This is a genomic window from uncultured Hymenobacter sp., assembly GCF_964243305.1.
In the GTDB taxonomy this organism is placed as follows: Bacteria; Bacteroidota; Bacteroidia; order Cytophagales; family Hymenobacteraceae; genus Hymenobacter.
Window position 1 is genome coordinate 1 of record NZ_CAXTEF010000013.1, and the last position, 21,641, is coordinate 21,641.

Consider the following 21,641-nt stretch of genomic DNA (forward strand, 5'->3'; position numbering starts at 1 on the left):
GCTCGTGCAGGCCGGCGCCGAAGCCGCTGCGGGTGTCTTTGGAGTCGGCGTAGGGATAGTCTTTCATGGAGGGGGTAGGAAATTAGTAGAACGTCCAACTCCCCTTCTTTTTTAAGGAGGGGATGTTTCAGCGAAGCTGAAACGGGGGTGGTGCGTGTCGTTGAACAGAAACTCAGGTCGCCGTAAAATGGGCGGCAATATGATGCAAAACGCTGGCTAAATCCGACCAGACAACCTTGTTCTCGAACCGCAGCACCCGAATGCCGAGTGAATTCAAATAGGCTGTCCGGTGTGCATCGTGTAAATTACCGGTCACGGTAGAGTGGCCAGCGCCATCCAGCTCAATCGCTAGCCGTTCTTCGGGGCAGTAGAAATCGAGAATGTAAGCACTAACGCTGTGCTGGCGACGGAATTTGCGGCCGTCGAGCTGAGCGTTTTTGAGGCTGAACCAAAGTTTGGCTTCGGCAGGAGTGAGGCTATTGCGGAGAGTCTGGCGTTGATCTTTTTTGTTGGGAAGGTTGTGGTAGGTGGGCATAGAATCGGCTCATGCGGGCATAAATCGTTCAACGAGGGGCACCACCCCAGTTGCGCCTGCGGCGCAACGTCCCCTCCTTAAAAAAGGAGGGGAGTTTGTCGTTCTAGTTTCTGCCTAGTAGTCCGAAGCCGCCTCCACGCTGAGCTGCTGCAAGGCCAGCCCCAGCTGCTCATCATTCGGCGCCACGCCGTGCCACTTGTGGCTGCCCATCATAAAATCGACGCCGTAGCCCATTTGGGTGTCCATGAGGATGAGCACGGGCTGGCCCTGGCCGCTGCGCTGCTGGGCATCGGCCAGCGTGGGCAGGAGCTGGTCGAAGTCGTTGCCGTCGGTGGCCAGCACCTGCCAGCCGAAGGCCTCGAACTTGGCGCGCAGGTCGCCGTTGCCGCCGACCTGGGCCGTGGGGCCGTCAATCTGCTGGCCGTTGTTGTCGACGACGGCAATGAGGTTGTCGATTTTGTGGTGGGCGGCGTAGAGGGCGGCCTCCCAAATCTGCCCTTCCTGCAATTCGCCGTCGCCCATGAGCACGAACACGCGGCGGTCGTCGGCGTTGAGCTTTTTGGCCTGGGCCGCGCCGCAGGCCACGCTCAGGCCCTGGCCGAGCGAGCCGGAAGCCACGCGCACGCCGGGCAGGCCCTCGTGGGTGGTGGGATGGCCTTGCAGGCGCGAATCGAGCTTGCGAAACGTCATCAGCTCACTCACCGGGAAGTAGCCGCTACGGGCCAGCACGGAGTAGAAAACCGGCGAGATGTGACCGTTGGAGAGAAAAAATAGGTCCTGACCGGCGCCGTTCAGGTCGAAGTTTTCGGGCGAGTGGCGCATGACGTGGAAGTAGAGCGCGACCAGCAAATCGGCGCAGCCGAGTGAGCCGCCGGGGTGGCCCGAGTTCACGGCGTGCACCATACGCACGATGTCGCGCCGCACCTGGGCGGCCAGCTGGCGGAGTTCGACGGTGGTTTTCTCGGCGGTTGCGGACATAAGAGGGGGGTAGGGATTTGGGCAAAGGTAGACGCTGCGCTTAATGAAGAATTAAGAAGGAGGAATGAAGAAGTACCGGGAAAGCAATTCTTCATTCCTCCTTCTTAATTCTTCATTAATTCAGCAGCGTGATTCTTCGTGTCGGGGCGCTTGATAATTTTATCGATAAGACCCTCAGCGTCAATCAGAAAGGTGGTGCGCACGGTGCCCAGGTAGGTTTTGCCGTAGTTTTTCTTCTCCTGCCACACGCCGTAGGCCTGCACGATGGTCTTGTCCGGGTCGGCCAGCAGCGGGAAGGGCAGCTCGTATTTGAGGGCAAATTTCTGGTGCGACTGCGCGCCGTCCACGCTCACGCCGACGACCTGAATGTTCTGGGCCAGCAGCTCGGCGCGGTGGTCGCGCAGGTTGCAGGCCTGGGCGGTGCAGCCGGGCGTGTCGTCTTTGGGGTAGAAGTACAGCGCCACGCGCCGGCCGCGAAAATCTTGGAGGCGAATGAGGTTGCCGTCCTGGTCGGGGGCGGCGAAGTCAGGGGCTGGCTGGCCGGGTTCTAGGGGCATGAGGCAGTTTGGAGGGGGTAGGGAATAGTGGAGGGGAAAAACTCCCCTCCTTTTTTAAGGAGGGGATGTTTTAGCGAAGCTAAAACTGGGGTGGTGCCCGTCGTTGAACGACTTCGGCTGCAAAGAGGGGGTAGGGAAGCAGCCGGAGACTCGTCGTTCGGATGCTGTTCAACGACGCGCACCACCCCAGTTCAGCCGGCGGCTGAACGTCCCCTCCTTAAAAAAGGCGGGGAGCTTGCCGTTCTATTTTGTCTCTTAAAGTTTTAAAGATATGACCCGCTTATTCCCCGCCTGGTCGGCCAGGTGCAATTCCGCTGGGCCGCGCAAGGCGGAGCCGAGCGTGTCGCCGGCGATGGTGACGAGCGTGGCGTTTTTGTGCTCGAAGCGCAGCAGGCGGAAGCGCCCGCCGATGAGCAGCTGGTAGCTGGCCAGGCCTGACAAATCATCACCGACTTTAAAGAGCAGCTGCCCGCCGGGCCGGCCGATGAGCCGGCCGGAGGGGGGTAGGGAATCGGTGAGGATGCGGAAGGAGCCGAAGCGCCGGATGTCGACCGAAATCTGGCTCTGCCCGTCCCACTTGCCGCCCACGTAGGCCCGGCCGCCACCGGCCGCCACGCTATAGATGGCCGACTTATCCGGCTCGGCGGGCGCCGCACTAGGCTTGAGCGTCAGGCGCAGCGGGCGGTAGAGGGGCGTGAGGGCCGAGCCGACAGTCCAGAGGCCGCGGCCAGTGGGCTCAGGGCGGTAGGCGGTGCTCAGGTAGAGGTTGTCGAACAGGGTTTGGGGGCCGAAGGCTAAGGTGAGCTGCGCGGTGGCGTAGCTCACTTCCTCGCCGGCCCGAATCAGCGCCTGCCGGTCAAACCGCTTCATCAGCGGGCCGAAGCGCAGGGAATCCGGCCGGCCGGCGCGCAGGTCGTAGAGGTAGACGTTTTCGCTGCTCTGCGTGTAGCTGGGCCGGATTTCGAGGCGCTTGGGGCCCTGGTATAATTGCAGGTTAGCACCCGCCGCGGCCGTGTCGGGATGGACGGCGAATACCTTGAGCAGGTTGCGGCTGATTTCGTAGCGCAGGCTGGGCTTGCGCACTGCGGCCGAGCGGGTTTGGAAGTAGGCCGGGGCCTGCCCGCGCAGCACCACGCGCAGCGGCGTGCGGTTGCCATAGGAATCAGCGAGCGTGATATCAATCGTATAGACTTTGCCCGCCTCGACCTGCAGACGGCCGCTGCCGAGGCCGGCCGGGGTGTAAAAAACCAGGTCGTTGCCGGCATCGACCCACAGCTTTTGCAGGGACCGGCCGCTGAGGTACTGGTACTGAAAATCAACGAAATTAGCCACCTGCCGCGTGCCTATCACGAAGGGCACGCGGTCAATAGTATGCTCGTAGTGCGGCTGCCCGTTCACCTGCACCGTCACCTGCTGGATGCCGTTCTTGTTCCAGGCTTTGTCAAACCTGTCGAAGCCCTGCACCAGCAGGCCGATGCTGCCGAAGCACGAAATCGTGTCGGGCCACACGGTTGCTACGCCGGGGCCGGGCAGCACCTTGGGCACCAGCACGGCCTTCTCAAAGCGCTGATTGACGCGCGAGCTGATGTCGAGCGGCTCGACGGCGAAGGCTTGCAGCTGCGGGGCCACGTGGTCCTGGATTTCGGGGAAGCCACCCCACTGCAAGGGGTTGAGCTGCCGGTCCTGCTGGTCGCGCACTTCCCAGTGCAGGTGCGGGCCGGCCGAGCCGCCGGTGTTCCCCGACAAGGCCACGACTTCGCCGCGCCGGACGGGGTAGGCGCCGGGCTCCGGAAACATTTCCAGCTCGTAGCTCTGCTGCGCGTACTGGCGGCGGCGCAGCTCCTGGGCTACGGGCCCGCGAAACTCGTTCAGGTGGCCGTAAACGGTCGTCAGCCCGTTGGGATGCGTGATGTAGAGCACGTTGCCGTAGCCAAATGACGACTGCTTGAGCCGCGACACGTAGCCATCGGTGCTGGCATAGACGGGCCGGTTGACGGCGCCCTGCGTCTTGATGTCGAGGCCGCCGTGGAAGTGGTTGGGGCGCAGCTCGCCCATGCTGCCGGTGAGGTAGTTGGGCTGGCCGGGCGCAATCGGGAACAGGAAATAGCCCTTGGGCACGGCCACCCTCGCGCCCGCGGCGGCGCTCAGCGTCAGGTGTTTTTCGTCCGACGTGTCGGCTTCCTGGCCGCTGACCTGGCTGGTTATCAGGCCGGCGGCCAGGGCCAGCAGGGCCAGTAGGAGTTTGAGATTAATATTCTTCGTCAGCAAAATTTTCCTCGTCTTCAGGTTTTATTTAAAGCGTAGAGTGCGGGGCTTGCCCGCGCCCAGACGCCCGCGCCGTTTAATTAGCAACTCAGTTAAGTATCGTTCCCGCGCCGGGCGGGGGCAGGCCCCGCCCCCTACTTCACGGCCACTTCCAGCAGCTTTTCGCCTTCCAGGTAGCCCGTGAGCTGGTCGCCAATCTGCACCGGGCCCACGCCGGCGGGCGTGCCGGTAAAAATCAGGTCGCCCTGCTTGAGCGTGATATACTGCGAGACAAAAGCCAGAATTTTAGCGAACGGGTGCAGCATCAGCCCGGAGTTGCCCTGCTGGCGGGTCTGGCCGTTCACTTCGAGGTGAAAGCTGAGGTTGGCCAGGTCAGCAAAATCACTCACCGGTTTAAAGGTGGCCGAAATGGGCGCCGCGCCATCGAAGCCCTTGGCCAGCTCCCAGGGCAGGCCTTTGGCCTTGAGCTGGCTCTGCACGTCGCGGGCCGTGAAGTCGATGCCGAGGCCGATTTCATCAAAGTAAGTATGGGCAAACTCCTCCTCGATGTGGCGGCCATTCTTGCTGATGCGCAAAACCAGTTCCAGCTCGTGGTGAATATCCTGGGAGAAGGCGGGGTAGAAAAACGGCTGCCCGCGCTGTAAGAGCGCCGTGTCGGGCTTGAGGAAGATGACCGGCGCGGCGGGCGTCTCGTTGTGCAGCTCGGCGATGTGGTCGGCGTAGTTGCGGCCGATGCAGATGATTTTCATGGCAGAATAAAGACGTGGGAGAAGGCTTGCGAGCGGAGAAGGGGGGTAGGGGACGGGCCGCAATAGGCCGGCCGAAGCGGCGTTTGGCGAAGGGCAGCCCCAACTTCCGCGCCCCCCGCCTACGTATAGGTAGTACCAGCGCGCCGCCTGCTTGCGGCCCCAAAACTGCAACCGCCGCAGCAGATGCGCCCCGCCATTCCCTACCCCCTTGCGTTCTGCCAACCCTAAGTGCTTCATTCCCATGCTTAAAAAAGCGTTGCTTCTGACCTCGTTAGCATTGGCCACGGCCTGCGCCACGGTGCCCATCACTGGCCGCCGTCAGCTCAATCTGGTCTCGGATTCGGAAATTAACAGCCTCGCCGCCCAGCAATACCAGCAGGTGCTGGCCCAGAGCCGGCTCTCCACCGATGCCCAGCAAACGGCGATGGTGCGGCGCGTGGGTCAGCGCATTCAGGCGGCCGTTGAGACGTATTTCCGCCAGCAGAATGCCTCCGACCAGCTCGCTGGCTACCAGTGGGCGTTCAACCTGATTCAGGACGACAAGCAGCAGAACGCCTGGTGTATGCCCGGCGGCAAGGTGGCCGTGTACACTGGCATTCTGCCCATCACGCAGGACGAAAATGGCCTGGCCGTGGTCATGGGCCACGAAATTGCGCACGCCGTGGCCAAGCACGGCAACGAGCGCATGAGCCAGGGCCTGCTCACGCAGTTTGGTGGGGCGGCCCTGTCGTCAGCGCTGGGCGCCAACTCGACGGCCACGCGCGAGCTGGCCTCGCAGGCCTTTGGCGTGACCACGGGCGTGGCTTCGCTTAAGTTTGGGCGCGGCCAGGAAAGCGAGGCCGACCGCCTGGGCCTGATTTTCATGGCCATCGCCGGCTACAATCCTGACGGCGCCATCACGTTCTGGCAGCGCATGGCCGCCCGCGAAAGCCAGGCCTCGCCGCCCGAATTTCTCTCTACCCACCCCAGCAACGATACGCGCATCGCCGATATTCAGCGTGAGTTGCCGGAGGCGCGCAAATACTACAAAAAATAATAAATTAGCTATAAACAATGCAGCATCGGTTGCCCAGGCTAGTCTGCTATTTGCTAAGCGGCTCGCGTCCGCCATCATTGTTCATACCCGACGTGCTCACTGTTTATTACTCCCTGAAAATGCGTTTGCTTCCTCGTCTGCTGGGTCTGGGCCTGCTGAGCCTGCTATTTGCCCTGCTGACCATGTCGTGCGAAACCAGCCGCCGCGGCACCGAGGAATACGTGCGGCCCGACCGCGTCAAGGCCGTAGATGGCAGCCCCAGCGCCGACGAGCGGCCGTCAGAGGTAGCCAGCCGCCAGATTGCCCAGCTCAGCGAAACCGGGCAGATGGAGTACAAAACGTCGCAATCGGAGTTGGCGCGGGCCTTCATCCGGCAGTTTGGCGACGGCACCGTGATTGACAAGGTGATGGTGCGCAAGGCCCCTGGCAAGGGCCAGGAAGCGGCCGGCTATTTTCTGGTGGGCTTGGGCCTGCGCAGCGGCATGTTCCGGGCTATGGCCCTGCCGCTGCAAAACGGCGGCGACAACACGTTCTCGCTCAGCTCAGCCGCCACGCGCTACATCATCAGCGGTGTGGGTTGCAATAGCTGCACCTTCAATTTCGAGGGCACCCGCATCGTGGGCACGACCTGCGCCGATAACTCCGGCGGCTCCCGCTGCGATTTGCGCGTCGAGCCCACCAACTCCCTTTTCACGCGGCGTCCCGGCGCCGCCCCCGCCCGATGAGCAACGGACAGAAATGGCTGGTGCGCCTGGCCCTGACGGCGCTGGCCGTGCTGCTGACCAATGACTCCGGGCCCCGCAAGCCTAAGAAATAAGCGTACCTCCCTTCCCTACCCCTCTCCAAAAAAGAGGGGGCGCCACGGCAGCGTGGTTGAGCCGAAGCCGAAGTCTAGCATAGAAAAGCTCGCTGCTTACTTGCAGCGGGCTTTTTAATTTCTCTACTGTACCTGCCTTGTGCCGTGGCGCCCCCTCTTTTTTGGAGAGGGGTAGGGAGGGGAGGTGCACGTTAGCCCACCACCTGCCGCGCCAACGCCACTAAATCCAGCCCATCAAACGTGCCCGACGACATGAGCAGCAAATTCGTGTCGGCCCACCTTTCGCCTTCCAAGTAAGCGGCCAACTCCCGGCTGTCGGTAAACACGCGCAGGTCCGGCCGCTGAAAGGCTTCGGCCACTTGGGCGGCGGCGAGGGGGGGTAGGCGCTTGTGGGTCAGCACTTGCGGGTTGAAATAGACCACGGCCACGTCGGGCGCATCGAAACAGTGGGCGTACTGCGGCAGAAACGCCGGGTTGAGTGAGCTGAACGTGTGCAGCTCCAGGCAGGCCACCAGGCGCCGCTGCGGGAACTGCGCTTTCAGGGCCGCCGACGTGGCCTTGAGCTTGCTCGGCGCATGGGCGAAGTCCTTATAAACTACGGAGGTAGCGCCGGCTTGCAGCAGCTCCAGGCGGCGGGCCGCGCCGGGGAAGGTCTCGACGGCTCGGTAAAAATCCTTACCCTTGATGCCGAGCTGCTTGCAGACCTCGCGCGCCGCCGAGATATTGCGCAGGTTGTGCGGCCCGAACACCTGAATCGGCACTTCCTCGTCTTTCTTGGTTACTAAAAACGTGCGCCCGTCGCGGATGATGTGCTCGTGCGGGCCGTAGCCGATATACTTGACGTCGGGGTTGTTGGGCACGGTCACGAGCTGCACCTGCTCGTCGTCGTGGTCGTAAATCAGCACGCCGGCCTTGGGCGTCATATCGGCGAAGATGCGGAACTGCTCGCGGTAGTTTTCCTCGGTCGGAAAGACGTTGATGTGGTCCCAGCTGATGCCCGAAATCACGCCGATGTGGTGCTGGTAGAGGTGAAATTTGGGCCGCCGGTCGACGGGCGAGGACAGGTATTCGTCGCCCTCGATGATGATGATGGGCGCCTCCTCGGTGAGCTGCACCATCAGGTCGAAGCCCGCGAGCTGCGCGCCCACGGCGTAGTCAAAAGGCTGATTATAAAACCTGAGCACGTGCAGAATGAGCGCCGTGATGCTGGTTTTGCCGTGCGAGCCGCCAATGACGATGCGCTGCTTGTCGCGGCTGGCTTCGTAGATATACTCGGGAAAAGAATAGATTTTCAGGCCCAGCTCCTGCGCCCGCAGCAGCTCTGGGTTGTCGGCGCGGGCGTGCATCCCGACGATGACGGCCGTCAGGTCCGGGGTGACGCGGGCCGCGTCCCAGCCTTCGCGGGGGGGTAGGAGGCCGGCGGCGGCCAGGCGCGCGCGCGCGGGCTCAAAAATCTCGTCGTCGGAGCCCGTGACCTGAGCCCCGCGCCGGGCCAGGGCCAGGGCCAGGTTGTGCATGATGCTGCCGCCCACCGCAATCAGGTGCAGGCGCTCGGGGGCGGGCAGGGCCGTAACCGGCGCTAAATCAGAAACTTGGGGGACAGAAGCTGTCATGCGGCGGAAATAGAAACGGGCAGGTTGGCCCGGCCAGGGGGGTAGGGATGGGGCGGCGAAAGTACGGCCGTTCGGCCGCCGGGCACGTTCGGCGCCGGAAGGGGGGTAGGGATTCATAGCAAAAAGAAACGGAAAATCCAGGTCAATTTTTGCCTTCGTTTCGGGTTAGCTTTGTTGTTCGACGCCTGGCAACATGCCGGTAACCTGGCGCCGGCTTTGCCCCATGATGAACGACAAGATGGACGACCGCCTCAAGCAATCCGCGGCCCGCGCCAAGGCCGCGCTGGCGGGCCGCAACGCGCCACAAGCGTATCAGGGCGGCCCTTCGGGCAAGCTGCCGCCCCAGGCCCTGGAGCTGGAAGCGGCCGTGCTCGGCGCCCTGATGCTGGAAAAAGATGCCCTGACGACGGTTATCGACATCCTCAAGCCCATCAGCTTCTACAAGGATGGGCACCAGCGCATCTTCAAGGCCATTCTGAATTTGTTCGACAAATCGGAGCCCATCGACGTGCTCACCGTGGTGCAGGAACTGCGCGAGATGGGCGAGCTGGAAGCGGCCGGCGGCGGCCTCTACGTGGGTAACCTGACCTATAAAGTGAACTCGGCGGCCAACGTCGAGTACCACGCCCGCATCATCACGGAGGCCGCCATCAAGCGCGAGCTAATCCGCGTGGCCAGCGAAATCCAGCGCGACGCCTTCGAGGACACGACCGACGTGTTTGAGCTGCTGGACAAGACCGAGCAGTCGCTCTACGAAATCTCGGAATCCAACATCCGCAAGAACTTCGACGACATGCGCTCGCTGATGGGTAAGGCCATCAAGGAGTTGGAAGAAAAGAAAAACCAGAAGGACGGCCTGACCGGCGTACCCAGCGGCTTCTCGGCCCTGGACCGCGTGACGAGCGGCTGGCAAAACTCTGACTTAGTAATAGTTGCAGCGAGACCGGGCATGGGCAAGTGCCTCGGAAAAGGCACGAAAGTGCTCATGTTCGACGGCACGCTGCGCAACGTGGAAGACGTGCAAGCCGGCGAGCTGCTGATGGGCGACGACTCGACGCCGCGCCGGGTGCTGAGCCTGGCCCGCGGGCGCGAGCCGATGTACTGGGTGCGCCAGAACAAGGGCGACGACTACCGCGTGAACGAGAGCCACATTCTCTCCCTCAAACGCTCCCGCAACGAAGGCCCGCACCGCCGCGGCGACGTGCTCAACATTACGGTGAGGGATTATATTAAGAAGGGACCGAAGTTTCGTTCAAATTATAAGGGCTACAAAGCGGCCGTGGAGTTTGCCGAGAAGACCTTGCCGATTGACCCATATTTCCTAGGTGTGTGGTTGGGCGATGGCTCCAGCAATAATTGCCGCATCACGGGCCAGGACAGCGAAATCATCGACTATCTGCATGAATACGCCGGCCAGCTAAATATGCAGGTTACGGTCGGTACGGCCCCGGACCGCTGCAACAGCTACGGCATCACGCGCGGGCAGCAAGGCGGCAGCCTGCGGCAGTATTCGCTGCAAAATGAGCTGCGCCAACTAGATGTGCTTGGCAACAAGCACATTCCGCAGCGCTTCCTGATTAACTCAGCCCAAAACCGCCTGCGCCTGCTGGCGGGCCTGATTGACTCTGACGGGCACCTCGACCCGGTGTCGAATGGCTACGAAATCACGCAGAAGAACTACGAGTTGGCGCGGCAGATTAAGTTTCTCTGCGACACGCTCGGCTTCCGAACCTCGCTGATTAAGAGGAAAGCTAGCATTGCCCGCATCGGCTACGAGAGCGAAGTGTACCGGGTGCGCATTTACGGCGACATCAGCCGGGTGCCGGTGCGTGTGGCCCGCAAAAAGGCCCTGCCCTGGGCCAGTCCGGTGGACTGGCGCCTGACGGGCATTGCCGTCGAGACTGATGGCGAAGATGACTACTACGGCTTCGAGATTGACGGCAACCGGCTGTTTTTGCTGCAAGACTGCACCGTGACGCACAACACGGCCTTCGTGGTCTCGGCCATGCGCAATGCGGCGGTGGACTTTGGTAAGCCAGTAGCGATTTTCTCGCTGGAAATGTCGTCGTTGCAGCTCGTGAATCGTCTGATTTCGGCGGAGGCGGAGCTGGACTCGGAGAAAATCAAGAAGGGCAGCCTAGCCGAGCACGAATGGGCGCAGCTCAACCACAAAATCGCGGCGCTTTCGGCGGCGCCGATATTCATTGACGACACGCCCGCGCTCAGCATTCGGGAGTTGCGCACCAAGTGCCGCCGCCTCAAGGCGCACCACGACGTGTCGCTGATTATCGTGGATTACTTGCAGCTTATGTCGGGCAACACCGACGGGCGCGGCGGCAACCGCGAGCAGGAAATTGCCTCCATCTCGCGGGCGCTCAAGGGCATTGCCAAGGAGCTGAATGTGCCCGTGATTGCCCTCTCGCAGCTCTCGCGCTCGGTAGAGACGCGCGGCGGCGACAAGAAGCCGCAACTCTCGGACCTGCGCGAATCGGGCTCCATCGAGCAGGATGCGGACATGGTTATTTTCCTCTACCGGCCGGAATATTATAAGATTACCGAGGACGAGATGGGCAATCCGACGCAGGGCATGGGCGAGGTCATTATCGCCAAGCACCGCAACGGCTCGCTGGAAACCGTGCAGCTTAAGTTTATCGGCCGCTTCACCAAGTTTGGCGACCTCGACGGTGACGGCTTTGCTGACGGGGGCAGCTTTGCCGGGGGCGGGGCGCCCGCGTTCAGCCCCGGCGGGCTGCCGAGCAGCAACTTTGACAACGAGCCCGGTGGGGGAAATTTTGCGCCGAATACGATTCGACTGGGCAGCAAGATTAATGAGGCGCCCAGCCCTACCCCCTTCCCCAAGGGCAACGCGGCGCGCGACGAGGAGCCGCCGTTTTAGATTTAACGTTCGTACTGCTATTTTCACTCTCCTATGCCTACCCCCGAGCAACGCCTCGATCAATTGGAGCCAGTTGTCAGCGAAATGCTGGCCAAGCAGGACGAAATCGCCGCAAAAGTGGAACGTGTGTCCGCGCAGGTACGGCAGCTGGCCGTCAGCACGACCACCGCGCTCACTGCGCAGAGTGAAAATATCGTCTTCTTACTGAATCAAGCGCAACAGCTGAAAGAAGGCCAGGCCAAGTTGGAGCAAGGTCAGGCTAGGCTGGAGCAGAGTGTGGGGGAGTTGGAGCAAGGCCAAGCCAAGCTAGAGCAGGGCCAGGCCAAGCTGGAACAGAGTGTGGGGGAGTTGAAACAGCAGATGACCCAGGGCTTCAGTCAGCTTTTCACACTGCTGAATGAGAAACTTAGGTAGAGTCCGATTGCATGAGTAGTACGCTGCTTCTGCTGTGTTTGGCCGCCTTGCTGGCGGGCTTTATAGATGCCGTGGTGGGCGGTGGGGGCCTGATCCAATTGCCGGCCATGCTGCTGCTGTTGCCCAACGTGCCGGTGCCCACGGTATTCGGCACGGGCAAGGTGTCGAGTTTGGCGGGCACGGCGGCAGCGTTGCGGCGCTACCTGGCGGGTGGGCTGGCGGGGGCGGTGCGCTGGCCAGTGGTGGGCACGTTGGCGCTGGCAGCGGGGGTAGGCGCGCTGCTGGGCGCGCGGGCCGTCAGCCTTTTGCCCAAGGAGTTGGTGCGCCCGCTGGTGCTGGCCTTGCTGGTCGTGATGGCCATCTACACGCTCTGGCGCCAGGATTTCGGGCAGCTGCACCGGCCGCGGCTGGCCGGGCGCCGGGCCTACGTGGTGGCGGCCGGGCTGGGGCTGAGCCTGGGCTTTTACGACGGCTTTTTCGGACCGGGCACGGGCAGCCTGCTACTGTTTACGTTCGTGGGCGTGTTCGGCTATGATTTTCTGGCGGCCTCGGCTTCGGCCAAGCTCGTGAACGTAGCCACAAACCTAGCCAGCCTCGTGTATTTCATCCTCAGCAAGCAGGTACTCTTCGCCGTGGCCTTGCCAATGGCGGCCTGCAATGTCCTGGGTTCGACGCTGGGCGCGCGGCTGGCGCAGCGCCGGGGCACGGGCTTCGTGCGGGCGCTGTTTCTGGTTGTGGTCAGCGCCTTTATTCTGAAGCTGGGCTGGGAAGTGCTGGCGTGAGCCTTTAGGGAGTTAGAAGTAAAGAGTTAAAAGGACCAATTGCCTTTTAACTCTTTACTTCTAACTCCTTATTGATCAGCCCACTGCTTGCAATTGGCGGGGCCGGTTGCGGTTTCGGCGGCGACGGTTGAGCCACAGCAGCGTGCCGGTGATGGGGAAGGTGGCGCCCAGCAGACCCACGGCCAGCGCCAGCAGCTTGGTGGGCCAGCCCCCGACGGCACCCGTGTGCACGGGCTTGAACAGGCCGCGAATGCGCTGGCCCAGCGGGCGCTGCTCGTAGGTCTGCTGGCTGAGCACCCGGCCCGAATACTGGTCCAGGTACACTTCATCAGTGGCGTTTTCGAGGCTTCGGCCGGGCCGGAGCGTGGCGACGCGGATGCTGCCGGTCGGCTCCTTGGGCAGTTGCAGATTGTAATACTCGGCGGCGGGCGCCTGCCGGCGGGCGGCGGCCAGCGCCGCGGCCAGGGGCAGGGCCGCGGCGCCCGGCGCCGGCGCGGCCGACAGCGGCGGCTCCGGCCGCTTCGGGGGCGAGCTGGTCAGCTTGTTAATGCCCGCGCCGACCCAATCGAACGACATCCCTACCCCCGTCAGGGCCATGATGAGCAGGAAAAGGGCCGAGTAAAAGCCCAGCACGGTGTGCCAGTCATACGTCAGCTTCTTGGCGCTGCCGCCCCGCTTTATTTGCAGCCGCGCCGAGAGCGCCCGGCGCGTGGCCGGCCACCAGAGCACCAGCCCGGTGCTCAGAATAAAGAGAAAAACGGCGGCACTCACGCCCATCACCAGCTTGCCGGTGGGGCCGGCCACCAGGCCGCGGTGCAGCTGCTCGACGGTGTGAAAAAACGTGTCGCGCGGGTTCAGCTCGCCCGTGATGGCGGCCGTGTAGGGGTTCAGGTAGAGGCGCAGCCCGCCGCCGTCGCCCTTGCCGCCGGGGCCGCCTTTGCCCTCCTTGCCGGGCTTGGGGCCGGCCGGGGGGGGTAGGGAGTTGGCCGGGGCCGGCGCGGCCAGGCTGATTTCGACGGTGCGGGCCGGGTCGGCGTACACTTTCAGGCCCGTGATGCGGGCTTCGGGCCTGGCGGCTTGCACGGCGGCCAGCAGGCGCTCCGGCGGCAGCGGCGCGGCGGCAGCGGACGTCACGAAATAGCGCGCCGGGTACAGGGCCTGCTCGATTTCCTTCTCGAATGCCAGCACGCTGCCCGTCAGGCACGCGAACACGATGAGCAATCCCGAAGCCAGCCCCAACCAGCGGTGCACTTGCAGAAACACGGTTTTAGTCGGACTCATGGGCGTATTCTTCTGTTAGGGAGCGCCGCGCTAAATGGGTTTCACGCAGGGTTGCGCAGGGTTAAAACGCAGGGTCTAGCTTCGCCGTACTTTGGTTCGCAGGGCGCAAATGGCGCTCAGGTGCAAAATTGAGGTTTATTAATTTAACGGCTAGATTCCCTACCCCCTCCCAAGAGCTGAATCTGTGCAATTTATTTAATTCGGGCCATTCACGCTTACAGCTTGTAGCTCAGCGAGGCCGAAAAATTACGCGGGGCGATGGGGTTGCTGCTGTTGTCGTGCACGTTGTAGCTCAGCTCGTCGGGCAGGTTGGCCAGCTTCAGGCGCAGCGAAAACCGCTCGTAGGCGTAGCCCAGCGGGGCATCGGGCAGGAAGTAGTTGGGCAGGGCAACGTACTTGTTGGCGTCGCCAGTGGCCGGGAAAGGCCGGCCGGTGGCGAGGGTAGGAAAGTGGTTTGATGAGCAGTAGCTTCGACGGTCAGCTCCTGGGGTACGTAGCCTAAGTTGCTGATGGTGAGCACCTACCAGCCGGCCGCCAGCCGCAGCTGAAAGCGGCTGTCAGCGTCGGGCGTGGTGCCGCAGTTGCTGCCCTTTACCCGCACCGCTACTTGGTCGGCGAGCTGGCCGTCGGCCAGGGCCACGCGGCCCACGGTACCGCCGCTCCGAAGGCTGCATTTTATTCGGCTAACTCCGCCACCGGCTCGGCGGCGGAAGTAGCAGCCGTTAGGGCGAAAGCTTCGGCCAGCAGCTCGTAGGAGCGGCGGCGGTCGGCGAAGTCGGCCGTGATAGTGACGGCCGTCACCTCGTCCACGCCGCAGTTGGCGGCGAGGCGAGTAAGCTGGACGTGCACCTGCTCGGGCGTGCCGCTCACGATGCGCGACTGATTATAAACCAGTTGCGCCTGGTCTTGGGCGGAAAACCGGTAGGCGCGCACCTCGGCGGGAGTAGGAAACAGACCCCGCTCGCCCTTGCCGAAGCGCAGCAGCTGCAGCTCCATCGCGGCGCGCAACTCCTGGGCTTTCGTCTCATCATCAGCGCAAAGCACGAACACGGCCACGTTGGCCAGCGGCGCGGCTAGCTCCAGAGAAGGCTGGAACCGCGCCCGATAGGACTGCACCGCCTCGGCCGCGCCGTGGCCGTTGATAAATTGGGCAAACGAAAACGCCAGGCCCAGGTGCGCCGCAAATAGTCCGCTCTGCCCGCTGGAGCTGAGCAGCCACAGCTCCGGCGCCGTGGCCGCCAGCGGAATGGCCTGCACCCGCTCGTGGATGGTGTCGGGCACGCGCTCATCGCGCAGATACGCTTGCAAGTCAAGCAGTTGATTTACAAAGTCCTGCTCGCTGAAGGTGTTGGCGGGATTGAGGGCGTGGGCCGTGAGCCGGTCGCCGCCGGGCGCGCGGCCCATGCCCAAATCGATGCGGCCCGGAAACAGACTTTCGAGCACCCGGAAGCTTTCGGCCACTTTCAGGGCGCTGTAGTGGGGCAGCATCACGCCGCCCGAGCCCAGCCGGATGCGCCGCGTCAGGCCGCCGAGGTGGGCGATGAGCACTTCCGGCGCCGAGCCGGCCAGCATGTTGGTGTTGTGGTGCTCCGAGACCCAGAAGCGGGCATAGCCCAGGCGGTCAGCGAGTTGGGCCAGCTCGACGGTTTCGAGCAGGGCCTGGCGCGGGGTGCTGCCGGGCCGCACCGGCGACTGGTCGAGCACGTTGAGGCGCAGGGAGGGGGTAGGAACCATGTTGGCAGTGGAAAAAGCCCGCGGGCCCAAAAGCCAGCCGGGCCGCGGAAGGGAAACGCTAGAACCGCCCGCCGCCGGTTCCGGTTCGAGCCGCGGAAGGGGGGTAGGGAATTGGAAGGCGAAGCAGGCGGGAGCTGGGACGCCGCCCGCACCATGAACAATCGCCGGCTCAGCTGTTAGGCATCCAACTTCTTGCCCCACTTCCCTCCTCCATGAGCGACCAGAACTTCGTTTCCCTGCCCGTAGCCAGCGCCCCCGACATGCGCGCCTACACCGTATTTCCCGCCGCGGCGGGCCCGGCGCCGGGCATTATTCTACTCCAAGAGGCCTTCGGCGTGAACCAGCACATCCGCAGCGTGGCCGACCGGCTGGCGGCGGCCGGCTACGCCGTCATTGCGCCGGAGCTGTTTCACCGCACGGCCGCGCCGGGGCTGGAAATTCCTTATTCCGACTTTGCCAGCGCCATGCCGCACTTCCAGGCCATTTCGGTGGAGGGGCTGACCGCCGACTTGCAAGCCGCTCACGGTTGGCTGAGTGCGCAGTCCCAGGTGGTGGCCGATAAAATCGGCAGCGTGGGGTTTTGCCTGGGTGGGCGGGTGTCGTTTCTGGCGAATGCGGTGCTGCCGCTCGCGGCGGCCGTCTCGTACTACGGCGGTGGCACGCAGCTGCTAAAAGACCGCGCCGCCGAGTTGCACGCGCCGCACCTGTTCTTCTGGGGCGGGCTCGACCAGCACATCAGCCAAGCGCACGTAGCCGAGGTCGTGGCCGCGGTGGAGGCGGCCGGCAAGCCCTTTATCAACACTGTCATCTCTTACGCCGACCACGGCTTTCACTGTGATGAGCGCCCTAGCTACCACCCGCAGGCCGCCCAGGAGGCCTGGGCGCTGACGCTGGCCTTTTTTCAGGAGAAGCTGGGCAGCAAGTAGCGCGGGCCCTGTAGTCCGCGAGTGCACCATTAAGCTTGTTCACTCGCGGACTACAACCGAAGGACAGCGCAGCTAAAGTCCGCGCTACTGGTTCTGGCGGCCCAGGTACTGCGCCATGCTGCTGGCCAGAATGATTTGCAGGGCGTGGTAGAGCATGAGCGGCAGCAGAATCAGGCCCGTGGCGGCGCTGGCCGGAAACAGCAAGCTCGCCATCACGCTGCCGTGGACGAGCGACTTTTTGGAGCCGCAGAACACGGCCACCATTTGGTCGGCCCGCGGCAGGCCCAGCAGGCGGCTCAGGCCCCAGATGAGGGCGACAACCAGCAGGTATAAACCCGTCAGGCCCAGGCCCAGCCAGGCCACGTCGGCGGGCTGGTAGCGGTGGAAGATGCCCTCGGCAAACGACTCGCAAAAGGCCGTGAACACGATGAGCAGGATGGTGAGCTGGTCGAAGATGCGCAGGCCGGCGCGGTGGCGCTCGGCCCAGGCGCCCAGGCGGCTGTGCAGCAGAATCCCAAGCCCGACCGGCAGCACCACCTGCCAGAGCAGTTGCGTCGCCAGGCTCCAGAGCTGCCCGCCGGCCGCCGTGGTGTGCAGAAACCAGCCCGTGAGCAGCGGTGTGAGAGCTATGCCCAGCAGGCTGGAAATGCTGGCGTTGAAGATAGCCGCCGGCAGGTTGCCGCCCGCGATGCTCACCATCACCACCGACGTGGAAACCGTGCTCGGCAGCGCGCACAAAAAGAAGAGGCCCGGCCAAAGCAAAGTATCGGCTTCGGGCCCAAAAAACGGCCGGGCCGCCAGCGCTAGCGCCGGAAAAAGCGCGAACGTGGCCAGCTGCACCAGCGCGTGCAGCCGCCAGGTGCGCATTCCGGCGCGCAGCTTTTCCAGGCTCAGCTTCAGGCCATACGAGAAAAAAACCAGCGCCACGCCGGCCGTAGTAATGGCCTTCCAGGGCACCACGCTGGCCCGGCTGCCCAGGCCCGGCGCGAAGTAGGCCAAGGCCACCACGCCCAGCAAGGCCAGCAAAAACCAGTCGAGACCGGCGCGGGTCAGCAGTGCCGCGAAGCCAGTGGAGGTTGGGTTGGGGGCGGCAGGGGGGGTAGGGATGGGAGCAGCGGGCGGCATCATGCGGCAAATACGCCAAGCGCCGCCTGCATGGCTGAGCGAGCCGGTGCCGCCGCGCACGAGCCAGGAAGCAAAAAAGCGTCCGGCTGCCGAAGCCGGACGCTGAAAAGCAGGCTGTTAAGGGTAAATTCCTCCGGTAAGGGGGGTAGGGGCTGAGCCGTTTCTGATGGAAGCTTAGTGAGCTACTCGACCGCGCCGCCGGGCAGGCCGGGCACGGCCGTGCCGGTAGTGGCCGGGGCGCTGGGCAGGCCCATTTTCTCTTCGCGCTTGCGCTGATATTTGTTGAACTGGGCGGGCGTGAGCACGTCTTTCAGGGCCGAGAGGCGCGAGGAGCCCACATCTTCGATGTAGGCTTGCAGCTTGCGCGGGTTGGTGCGGTAGCGCAGGCGGGCCTGCTCGACGTTGCGCACGCCCGTGGTATTGATGGTGCGCACCTTCTCGGTTTGCTGGGGCGTCAGGGCCAGGGCCGCGCGCATGTTGTCGGTCAGGGCGTTGGCGCGGGCGGCGACGCGCTCATCATCGAGAGAGGGGGTAGGACCGGCCTCGGCAGGAGCACCGGACCTGGTGGTGGCCAAGGCGGTGCCCGACTTGGACTTGGCGCTGGGCAGGCCGGCGGTCTTCGTTTTGGTCTTGACCGTGGCCGGCCGGGCGGGTGCCTGGGCGGCGGCCAGCTGCGCACTCAGGGCCAGCAGGCCGAAAAGCAGGGAGAATCTCATGAGAAGTGAAAAGACGAAGTAAGGGAACAGGGCAGCTCAGGGCCTCACCGATGCCGCTAAACGCCGGGCCGGTGGCTTTGGTGCAGGCAGGCTCAGCCAAAAATAATGCCGCCCGCCGCCGGGTCCGCCGTAACCTTTCGGGCGGTCTTTACATACAGCTTACCTATGAAAAAGACAAACCAGAACTGGCTGCTGGCCGCCGGCGTGAGCGGTGCCCTGGCCGCCTTCACGCTATGGAGCAACCGCCGCGGCAGCTATGATTTGCAGGGCAAAGTGGTGCTTATCACCGGCGGCAGCCGCGGCCTGGGGCTGGTGCTGGCCCGGCAGGCCGTGGCCGAAGGCGCCCGCGTAGCCATCTGCGCCCGCGATGAGGCCGAGCTGGCGCGCGCAGGCCAGGAGCTGGCCGAGCTGGCCGGCGATGCCACCCACATCCTGGCCCTGGCGCGCGACATCACGCAGGCCGAGGAGGTGCGCAGCCTGGTAAGCGAGGTCGAACGCCGCCTGGGCCCCGTCGATGTGCTGATAAACAATGCCGGCATCATCACGGCCGGGCCACTCGAAAACCTGGACGTGCGCGACTTCGAGGACTGCATGAACACCCATTTCTGGGCGCCGCTGCACGCCATTCAGGCGGTGCTGCCGGCCATGCGCCGCCGCGGCGAAGGCCGCATCGTCAATATCTCCTCGCTCGGCGGCAAGGTGGCGCTGCCGCACATGTCGGCGTATTCGGCCAGCAAGTTTGCCCTCACTGGCCTCTCCGAGGGCTTCCGCGCCGAGCTGAGCCAGCACGGCATTCGCGTCACGACGGTGTGTCCGGGCCTGCTGCGCACCGGCAGTCCCCGGCAGGCGCTGGTCAAGGGCCAGCACCAGAAGGAGTACGCCGTGTTCAGCATCGCCGACTCGCTGCCGGGCCTGACGATGAGCGCCGACCAGGCCGCCCGCAAAATCTGGAACGCCACCCGCCGCGGCGACGGCGAAATTATCCTTTCCCTACCCGCCAAGCTGCTGGCCACCTTCCACGGTGTGCTGCCCGGCACCACCACCGACGTGCTGGGCTGGCTTAACCGCACCCTGCCCAGCCCCAGCGAAAGCGGCGCCGGCAACGAGCGCCGCAAGGGCTACGAAAGCGAATCGGCCCTGAGCCGCTCGCCGCTCACGGGCCTGAATAAAATAGAAGCGGAGAAGAACAACCAGCACGGCCCGGGCCGGCACTAGCCTGGAGTCGCCGTCTCCGGGCCCGTTGGTGTCCGGTGCGCTAAGCGGGGGTAGGGAATTGTGGCGGCGCTGGCTGGCACTCGCCGCACACGTAGGTCGCCCGGCCGCCGACGTAGTATTTGCCGATAGCCGTCTCGGGGTGGCGGGGGCAAAACTTGTGGGCGTCGGAGCCGGGCGTGCCGTGGGCGGCCTCATCCCATTCGCGGGCATGAATGAGAAAGGAAGCCGGAAAGTGCCGGTAGTTGGCCTCGTGGCTGATGGCCGTGGTCAGCACCAGCTGGATAGCCTCGTGCAAGACTTGAAACTCTGCTTCAACCAGCGAGAGAGCTGGCCGCTCGGGATGAATCCGGGCCTGAAACAAGACCTCATCCACAATCCAGTTGCCCAGCCCGGCCGTGATGCCCTGGTCGAGTAGCAGGGGCTTGATGGCCACTTTGCGGCGGCCCAGCTTGGCTTGCAGCTCGGCAGCCGTGATGGCCAAGGCATCGGGGCCAAGCTTCTTGGCTTTTTGATGCGCGGCCACGCTCTCGGCCACGCGGATGCGGCCAAACTTGCGCGGGTCGATGAAGGCGAGCTTGAGGCCGGAATCCTGGAGGTGCAGGGCCACGCGGGTGAAACGCGGGGCGTCGGCCTCATCCCGGTAGGCGCCAATGTCGCCGGTCATACCGAAGTGCAAGACCAAAACCCGACCGTCATCTAATTGCAGAAAACAGTTTTTGCCCAGCCGCCCGGTGCCCGTAATGGTGCGGCCGGCGAGGGCCGCGCGCAACTCATCTTCGGGCTGGGCCAGCACGTGGGCATCATTAACCTGCACGGCGGCAATGGTCTGGCCTACGGCGATTTCATCAATAAAGCGGCGGTAGGTTTCAACTTCGGGTAATTCGGGCATCTTGGTAGCAGGAGGGGGTAGGGAATAAAAATGTCTGTCATGCTGCGCCCGCGAGTCATCTTATTAGATAAGGACGAGCACTAACAATTAGTTACTGCGTCGTTCTCCGGTGATAAGATGCTTCGCGGGGCGCAGCATGACAGACGAAAAGGAAGCACCAGCCGCGCCTAAATCATCTTCGCTACGCGCTGGCCGGCCTGGTTGTACACGTCGCCGCGGGCGGTGATGAAGAGGTGGCGCTGCTGGCGGTCTTCGAGCACGAAGGGAAAGTCGGGGCTGCTGGTGCGGCGCACGCGGCCCACCACTTCAGCCGCCCGGGGCTCCTCGCTGTCCTCGTCGAGGCGCACCACGCTCAGGTTACTGGTGAGGTAGTAGGGCTGGTCGGGCTGGTCGCGGAAGGTGAGCTGCCCTACCACCTGCACGGGAGTAGAAGCAGCGCTGGCGACCGGACGGCGGGGCGCACTAGCCCCAATGGGCGCGCTGGTTTCGGCCGGCTGCCGGGCCGGGCGGCTCAAGGCTACCGGCGCGGCCGAGGGGTGGGGCTGGCGGACGCTGGCCACGAGCTGCCCTTCGGCGCGCTGCCAGCCGGCGCCGATGGCCGCCAGGCGCGGGGTGCGGCCGGGGTGCGTGGGCGAGCCTTCATCAGTAGCGACGGCCGCCAGGGCGGCCTGCGACTGGGCCAGGCTGGCGCCCATCTTGCGCAGCACGAAGCCCGAAAACTCGTCGGCTTCCAACTCGTCGGCCGGCTGCGAGCCGCCGCCGCGCAGCGTGTGGCCGTTGAGGTGGTGGCCCATTTCGTGCGCCAGGATGCTGATGCCGGCCCAATTGGTGCGGCCGGCGCGGTTCACGGCCGCCAAAAATTCGGGGTTATAGAAGAGGTAGCGCTGGCCGTTATACATGACGGCGGCGGCATTTTCTACCTCCGTGGTGGCGCGCAACTCAAAGCGGGGCTTGAGGCCCACCACGTCCGTGATTTCGCGCAGCACATTGCTGGGGCCGGGCGCGGCGGCTGGCTGCGCCTGCGTAGCCGCCGGGGCAGCCGCGAACAACAGGGCCGCCAGGGGCAGCGCGGCGCCGAAACGGCGAAGGAAAGCGGGAAGCAAGGTCATGGCA

19 protein-coding genes are annotated in these 21,641 nt (G+C 64.0%); 7 read left to right on the plus strand and 12 right to left on the minus strand.

The window, feature by feature from the left end:
• Nucleotides 1-172 precede the first annotated feature (172 nt).
• The 5 genes from ACFE70_RS09605 to ACFE70_RS09625 all read right to left on the minus strand — a co-directional run bounded on the left by ACFE70_RS09605 (nucleotide 173) and on the right by ACFE70_RS09625 (nucleotide 5,084).
• On the minus strand, nucleotides 173-535 hold the full coding sequence (locus tag ACFE70_RS09605) for an endonuclease domain-containing protein (protein ID WP_375417519.1): 363 nt from the start codon (nucleotides 533-535) through the stop codon (nucleotides 173-175).
• 114 nt (nucleotides 536-649) lie between these two features.
• On the minus strand, nucleotides 650-1,513 hold the full coding sequence (locus ACFE70_RS09610) for a transketolase (protein ID WP_375417520.1): 864 nt from the start codon (nucleotides 1,511-1,513) through the stop codon (nucleotides 650-652).
• A 104-nt stretch (nucleotides 1,514-1,617) separates the two neighbouring features.
• Complete coding sequence (gene bcp / locus ACFE70_RS09615) at nucleotides 1,618-2,070, minus strand: thioredoxin-dependent thiol peroxidase (protein WP_375417521.1); 453 nt, start codon at nucleotides 2,068-2,070, stop codon at nucleotides 1,618-1,620.
• 255 nt (nucleotides 2,071-2,325) lie between these two features.
• Nucleotides 2,326-4,338 carry a M23 family metallopeptidase gene (locus ACFE70_RS09620; protein WP_375417522.1) on the minus strand — a complete coding sequence of 671 codons (2,013 nt, stop codon included), beginning with the start codon at nucleotides 4,336-4,338 and terminating at the stop codon, nucleotides 2,326-2,328.
• A 131-nt stretch (nucleotides 4,339-4,469) separates the two neighbouring features.
• Entirely contained in the window at nucleotides 4,470-5,084 is a 615-nt protein-coding gene (locus ACFE70_RS09625; protein WP_375417523.1) for a fumarylacetoacetate hydrolase family protein, read from the minus strand.
• 241 nt (nucleotides 5,085-5,325) lie between these two features.
• On the opposite strand from ACFE70_RS09625, the gene ACFE70_RS09630 reads away from it, so the two are divergent.
• Both ACFE70_RS09630 and ACFE70_RS09635 read left to right on the plus strand, forming a co-directional pair.
• Complete coding sequence (locus ACFE70_RS09630) at nucleotides 5,326-6,120, plus strand: M48 family metallopeptidase (protein ID WP_375417524.1); 795 nt, start codon at nucleotides 5,326-5,328, stop codon at nucleotides 6,118-6,120.
• 119 nt (nucleotides 6,121-6,239) lie between these two features.
• On the plus strand, nucleotides 6,240-6,845 hold the full coding sequence (locus ACFE70_RS09635) for a hypothetical protein (protein ID WP_375417525.1): 606 nt from the start codon (nucleotides 6,240-6,242) through the stop codon (nucleotides 6,843-6,845).
• 283 nt (nucleotides 6,846-7,128) lie between these two features.
• Here the strand turns inward: ACFE70_RS09635 and murC are convergent, their stop codons facing one another.
• Nucleotides 7,129-8,550: a UDP-N-acetylmuramate--L-alanine ligase gene (murC, locus tag ACFE70_RS09640; protein WP_375417603.1), complete on the minus strand. Its 1,422-nt coding sequence runs from the start codon at nucleotides 8,548-8,550 to the stop codon at nucleotides 7,129-7,131.
• Between the two features lie 226 nt (nucleotides 8,551-8,776).
• Here murC and dnaB point away from each other — a divergent pair, with 226 nt between their 5' ends.
• The 3 genes from dnaB to ACFE70_RS09655 are packed head-to-tail and all read left to right on the plus strand — an operon-like array spanning nucleotide 8,777 to nucleotide 12,642.
• Nucleotides 8,777-11,446, plus strand: coding sequence for a replicative DNA helicase (dnaB, locus tag ACFE70_RS09645; RefSeq protein WP_375417604.1), 2,670 nt, complete (start codon nucleotides 8,777-8,779; stop codon nucleotides 11,444-11,446).
• 33 nt (nucleotides 11,447-11,479) lie between these two features.
• Complete coding sequence (locus tag ACFE70_RS09650) at nucleotides 11,480-11,860, plus strand: hypothetical protein (RefSeq protein ID WP_375417526.1); 381 nt, start codon at nucleotides 11,480-11,482, stop codon at nucleotides 11,858-11,860.
• Nucleotides 11,861-11,871: 11 nt separating this feature from the next.
• A complete protein-coding gene (locus ACFE70_RS09655) occupies nucleotides 11,872-12,642 on the plus strand; it encodes a sulfite exporter TauE/SafE family protein (protein WP_375417527.1) in 771 nt (256 codons plus the stop codon).
• Between the two features lie 75 nt (nucleotides 12,643-12,717).
• Here ACFE70_RS09655 and ACFE70_RS09660 read toward each other — a convergent pair whose 3' ends face one another.
• Nucleotides 12,718-13,923 carry a PepSY-associated TM helix domain-containing protein gene (locus ACFE70_RS09660; protein WP_375417528.1) on the minus strand — a complete coding sequence of 402 codons (1,206 nt, stop codon included), beginning with the start codon at nucleotides 13,921-13,923 and terminating at the stop codon, nucleotides 12,718-12,720.
• Nucleotides 13,924-14,598: 675 nt separating this feature from the next.
• Nucleotides 14,599-15,657 carry an LLM class flavin-dependent oxidoreductase gene (locus ACFE70_RS09665; RefSeq protein WP_375417529.1) on the minus strand — a complete coding sequence of 353 codons (1,059 nt, stop codon included), beginning with the start codon at nucleotides 15,655-15,657 and terminating at the stop codon, nucleotides 14,599-14,601.
• 212 nt (nucleotides 15,658-15,869) lie between these two features.
• On the opposite strand from ACFE70_RS09665, the gene ACFE70_RS09670 reads away from it, so the two are divergent.
• Entirely contained in the window at nucleotides 15,870-16,583 is a 714-nt protein-coding gene (locus tag ACFE70_RS09670; RefSeq protein ID WP_375417530.1) for a dienelactone hydrolase family protein, read from the plus strand.
• A gap of 84 nt (nucleotides 16,584-16,667) precedes the next feature.
• Here ACFE70_RS09670 and ACFE70_RS09675 read toward each other — a convergent pair whose 3' ends face one another.
• Together ACFE70_RS09675 and ACFE70_RS09680 are read right to left on the minus strand one after the other, a co-directional pair.
• Nucleotides 16,668-17,711, minus strand: coding sequence for a bile acid:sodium symporter family protein (locus tag ACFE70_RS09675; RefSeq protein ID WP_375417531.1), 1,044 nt, complete (start codon nucleotides 17,709-17,711; stop codon nucleotides 16,668-16,670).
• Between the two features lie 179 nt (nucleotides 17,712-17,890).
• Nucleotides 17,891-18,424 carry a hypothetical protein gene (locus ACFE70_RS09680; RefSeq protein WP_375417532.1) on the minus strand — a complete coding sequence of 178 codons (534 nt, stop codon included), beginning with the start codon at nucleotides 18,422-18,424 and terminating at the stop codon, nucleotides 17,891-17,893.
• 165 nt (nucleotides 18,425-18,589) lie between these two features.
• Here ACFE70_RS09680 and ACFE70_RS09685 point away from each other — a divergent pair, with 165 nt between their 5' ends.
• A complete protein-coding gene (locus ACFE70_RS09685) occupies nucleotides 18,590-19,639 on the plus strand; it encodes an SDR family NAD(P)-dependent oxidoreductase (RefSeq protein WP_375417533.1) in 1,050 nt (349 codons plus the stop codon).
• Nucleotides 19,640-19,679: 40 nt separating this feature from the next.
• Here the strand turns inward: ACFE70_RS09685 and mutM are convergent, their stop codons facing one another.
• The gene (gene mutM / locus ACFE70_RS09690; RefSeq protein ID WP_375417534.1) at nucleotides 19,680-20,528 is read right to left on the minus strand and encodes a DNA-formamidopyrimidine glycosylase; all 849 of its coding nucleotides are present in this window, start codon (nucleotides 20,526-20,528) and stop codon (nucleotides 19,680-19,682) included.
• 167 nt (nucleotides 20,529-20,695) lie between these two features.
• On the minus strand, nucleotides 20,696-21,637 hold the full coding sequence (locus ACFE70_RS09695) for a membrane-binding protein (RefSeq protein WP_375417535.1): 942 nt from the start codon (nucleotides 21,635-21,637) through the stop codon (nucleotides 20,696-20,698).
• Nucleotides 21,638-21,641: the final 4 nt, after the last annotated feature.

What these genes read in the sequence shown, in the direction of transcription:
- ACFE70_RS09605 (WP_375417519.1), bottom strand. Translation starts at nt 535, where the DNA reads ATGCCCACCTACCACAACCTTCCCAACAAAAAAGATCAACGCCAGACT.
- ACFE70_RS09610 (WP_375417520.1), bottom strand. Translation starts at nt 1,513, where the DNA reads ATGTCCGCAACCGCCGAGAAAACCACCGTCGAACTCCGCCAGCTGGCC.
- bcp (WP_375417521.1), bottom strand. Translation starts at nt 2,070, where the DNA reads ATGCCCCTAGAACCCGGCCAGCCAGCCCCTGACTTCGCCGCCCCCGAC.
- ACFE70_RS09625 (WP_375417523.1), bottom strand. Translation starts at nt 5,084, where the DNA reads ATGAAAATCATCTGCATCGGCCGCAACTACGCCGACCACATCGCCGAG.
- ACFE70_RS09630 (WP_375417524.1), top strand. Translation starts at nt 5,326, where the DNA reads ATGCTTAAAAAAGCGTTGCTTCTGACCTCGTTAGCATTGGCCACGGCC.
- ACFE70_RS09635 (WP_375417525.1), top strand. Translation starts at nt 6,240, where the DNA reads ATGCGTTTGCTTCCTCGTCTGCTGGGTCTGGGCCTGCTGAGCCTGCTA.
- murC (WP_375417603.1), bottom strand. Translation starts at nt 8,550, where the DNA reads ATGACAGCTTCTGTCCCCCAAGTTTCTGATTTAGCGCCGGTTACGGCC.
- dnaB (WP_375417604.1), top strand. Translation starts at nt 8,777, where the DNA reads ATGAACGACAAGATGGACGACCGCCTCAAGCAATCCGCGGCCCGCGCC.
- ACFE70_RS09650 (WP_375417526.1), top strand. Translation starts at nt 11,480, where the DNA reads ATGCCTACCCCCGAGCAACGCCTCGATCAATTGGAGCCAGTTGTCAGC.
- ACFE70_RS09655 (WP_375417527.1), top strand. Translation starts at nt 11,872, where the DNA reads ATGAGTAGTACGCTGCTTCTGCTGTGTTTGGCCGCCTTGCTGGCGGGC.
- ACFE70_RS09660 (WP_375417528.1), bottom strand. Translation starts at nt 13,923, where the DNA reads ATGAGTCCGACTAAAACCGTGTTTCTGCAAGTGCACCGCTGGTTGGGG.
- ACFE70_RS09665 (WP_375417529.1), bottom strand. Translation starts at nt 15,657, where the DNA reads ATGGTTCCTACCCCCTCCCTGCGCCTCAACGTGCTCGACCAGTCGCCG.
- ACFE70_RS09670 (WP_375417530.1), top strand. Translation starts at nt 15,870, where the DNA reads ATGAGCGACCAGAACTTCGTTTCCCTGCCCGTAGCCAGCGCCCCCGAC.
- ACFE70_RS09675 (WP_375417531.1), bottom strand. Translation starts at nt 17,711, where the DNA reads ATGATGCCGCCCGCTGCTCCCATCCCTACCCCCCCTGCCGCCCCCAAC.
- ACFE70_RS09680 (WP_375417532.1), bottom strand. Translation starts at nt 18,424, where the DNA reads ATGAGATTCTCCCTGCTTTTCGGCCTGCTGGCCCTGAGTGCGCAGCTG.
- ACFE70_RS09685 (WP_375417533.1), top strand. Translation starts at nt 18,590, where the DNA reads ATGAAAAAGACAAACCAGAACTGGCTGCTGGCCGCCGGCGTGAGCGGT.
- mutM (WP_375417534.1), bottom strand. Translation starts at nt 20,528, where the DNA reads ATGCCCGAATTACCCGAAGTTGAAACCTACCGCCGCTTTATTGATGAA.
- ACFE70_RS09695 (WP_375417535.1), bottom strand. Translation starts at nt 21,637, where the DNA reads ATGACCTTGCTTCCCGCTTTCCTTCGCCGTTTCGGCGCCGCGCTGCCC.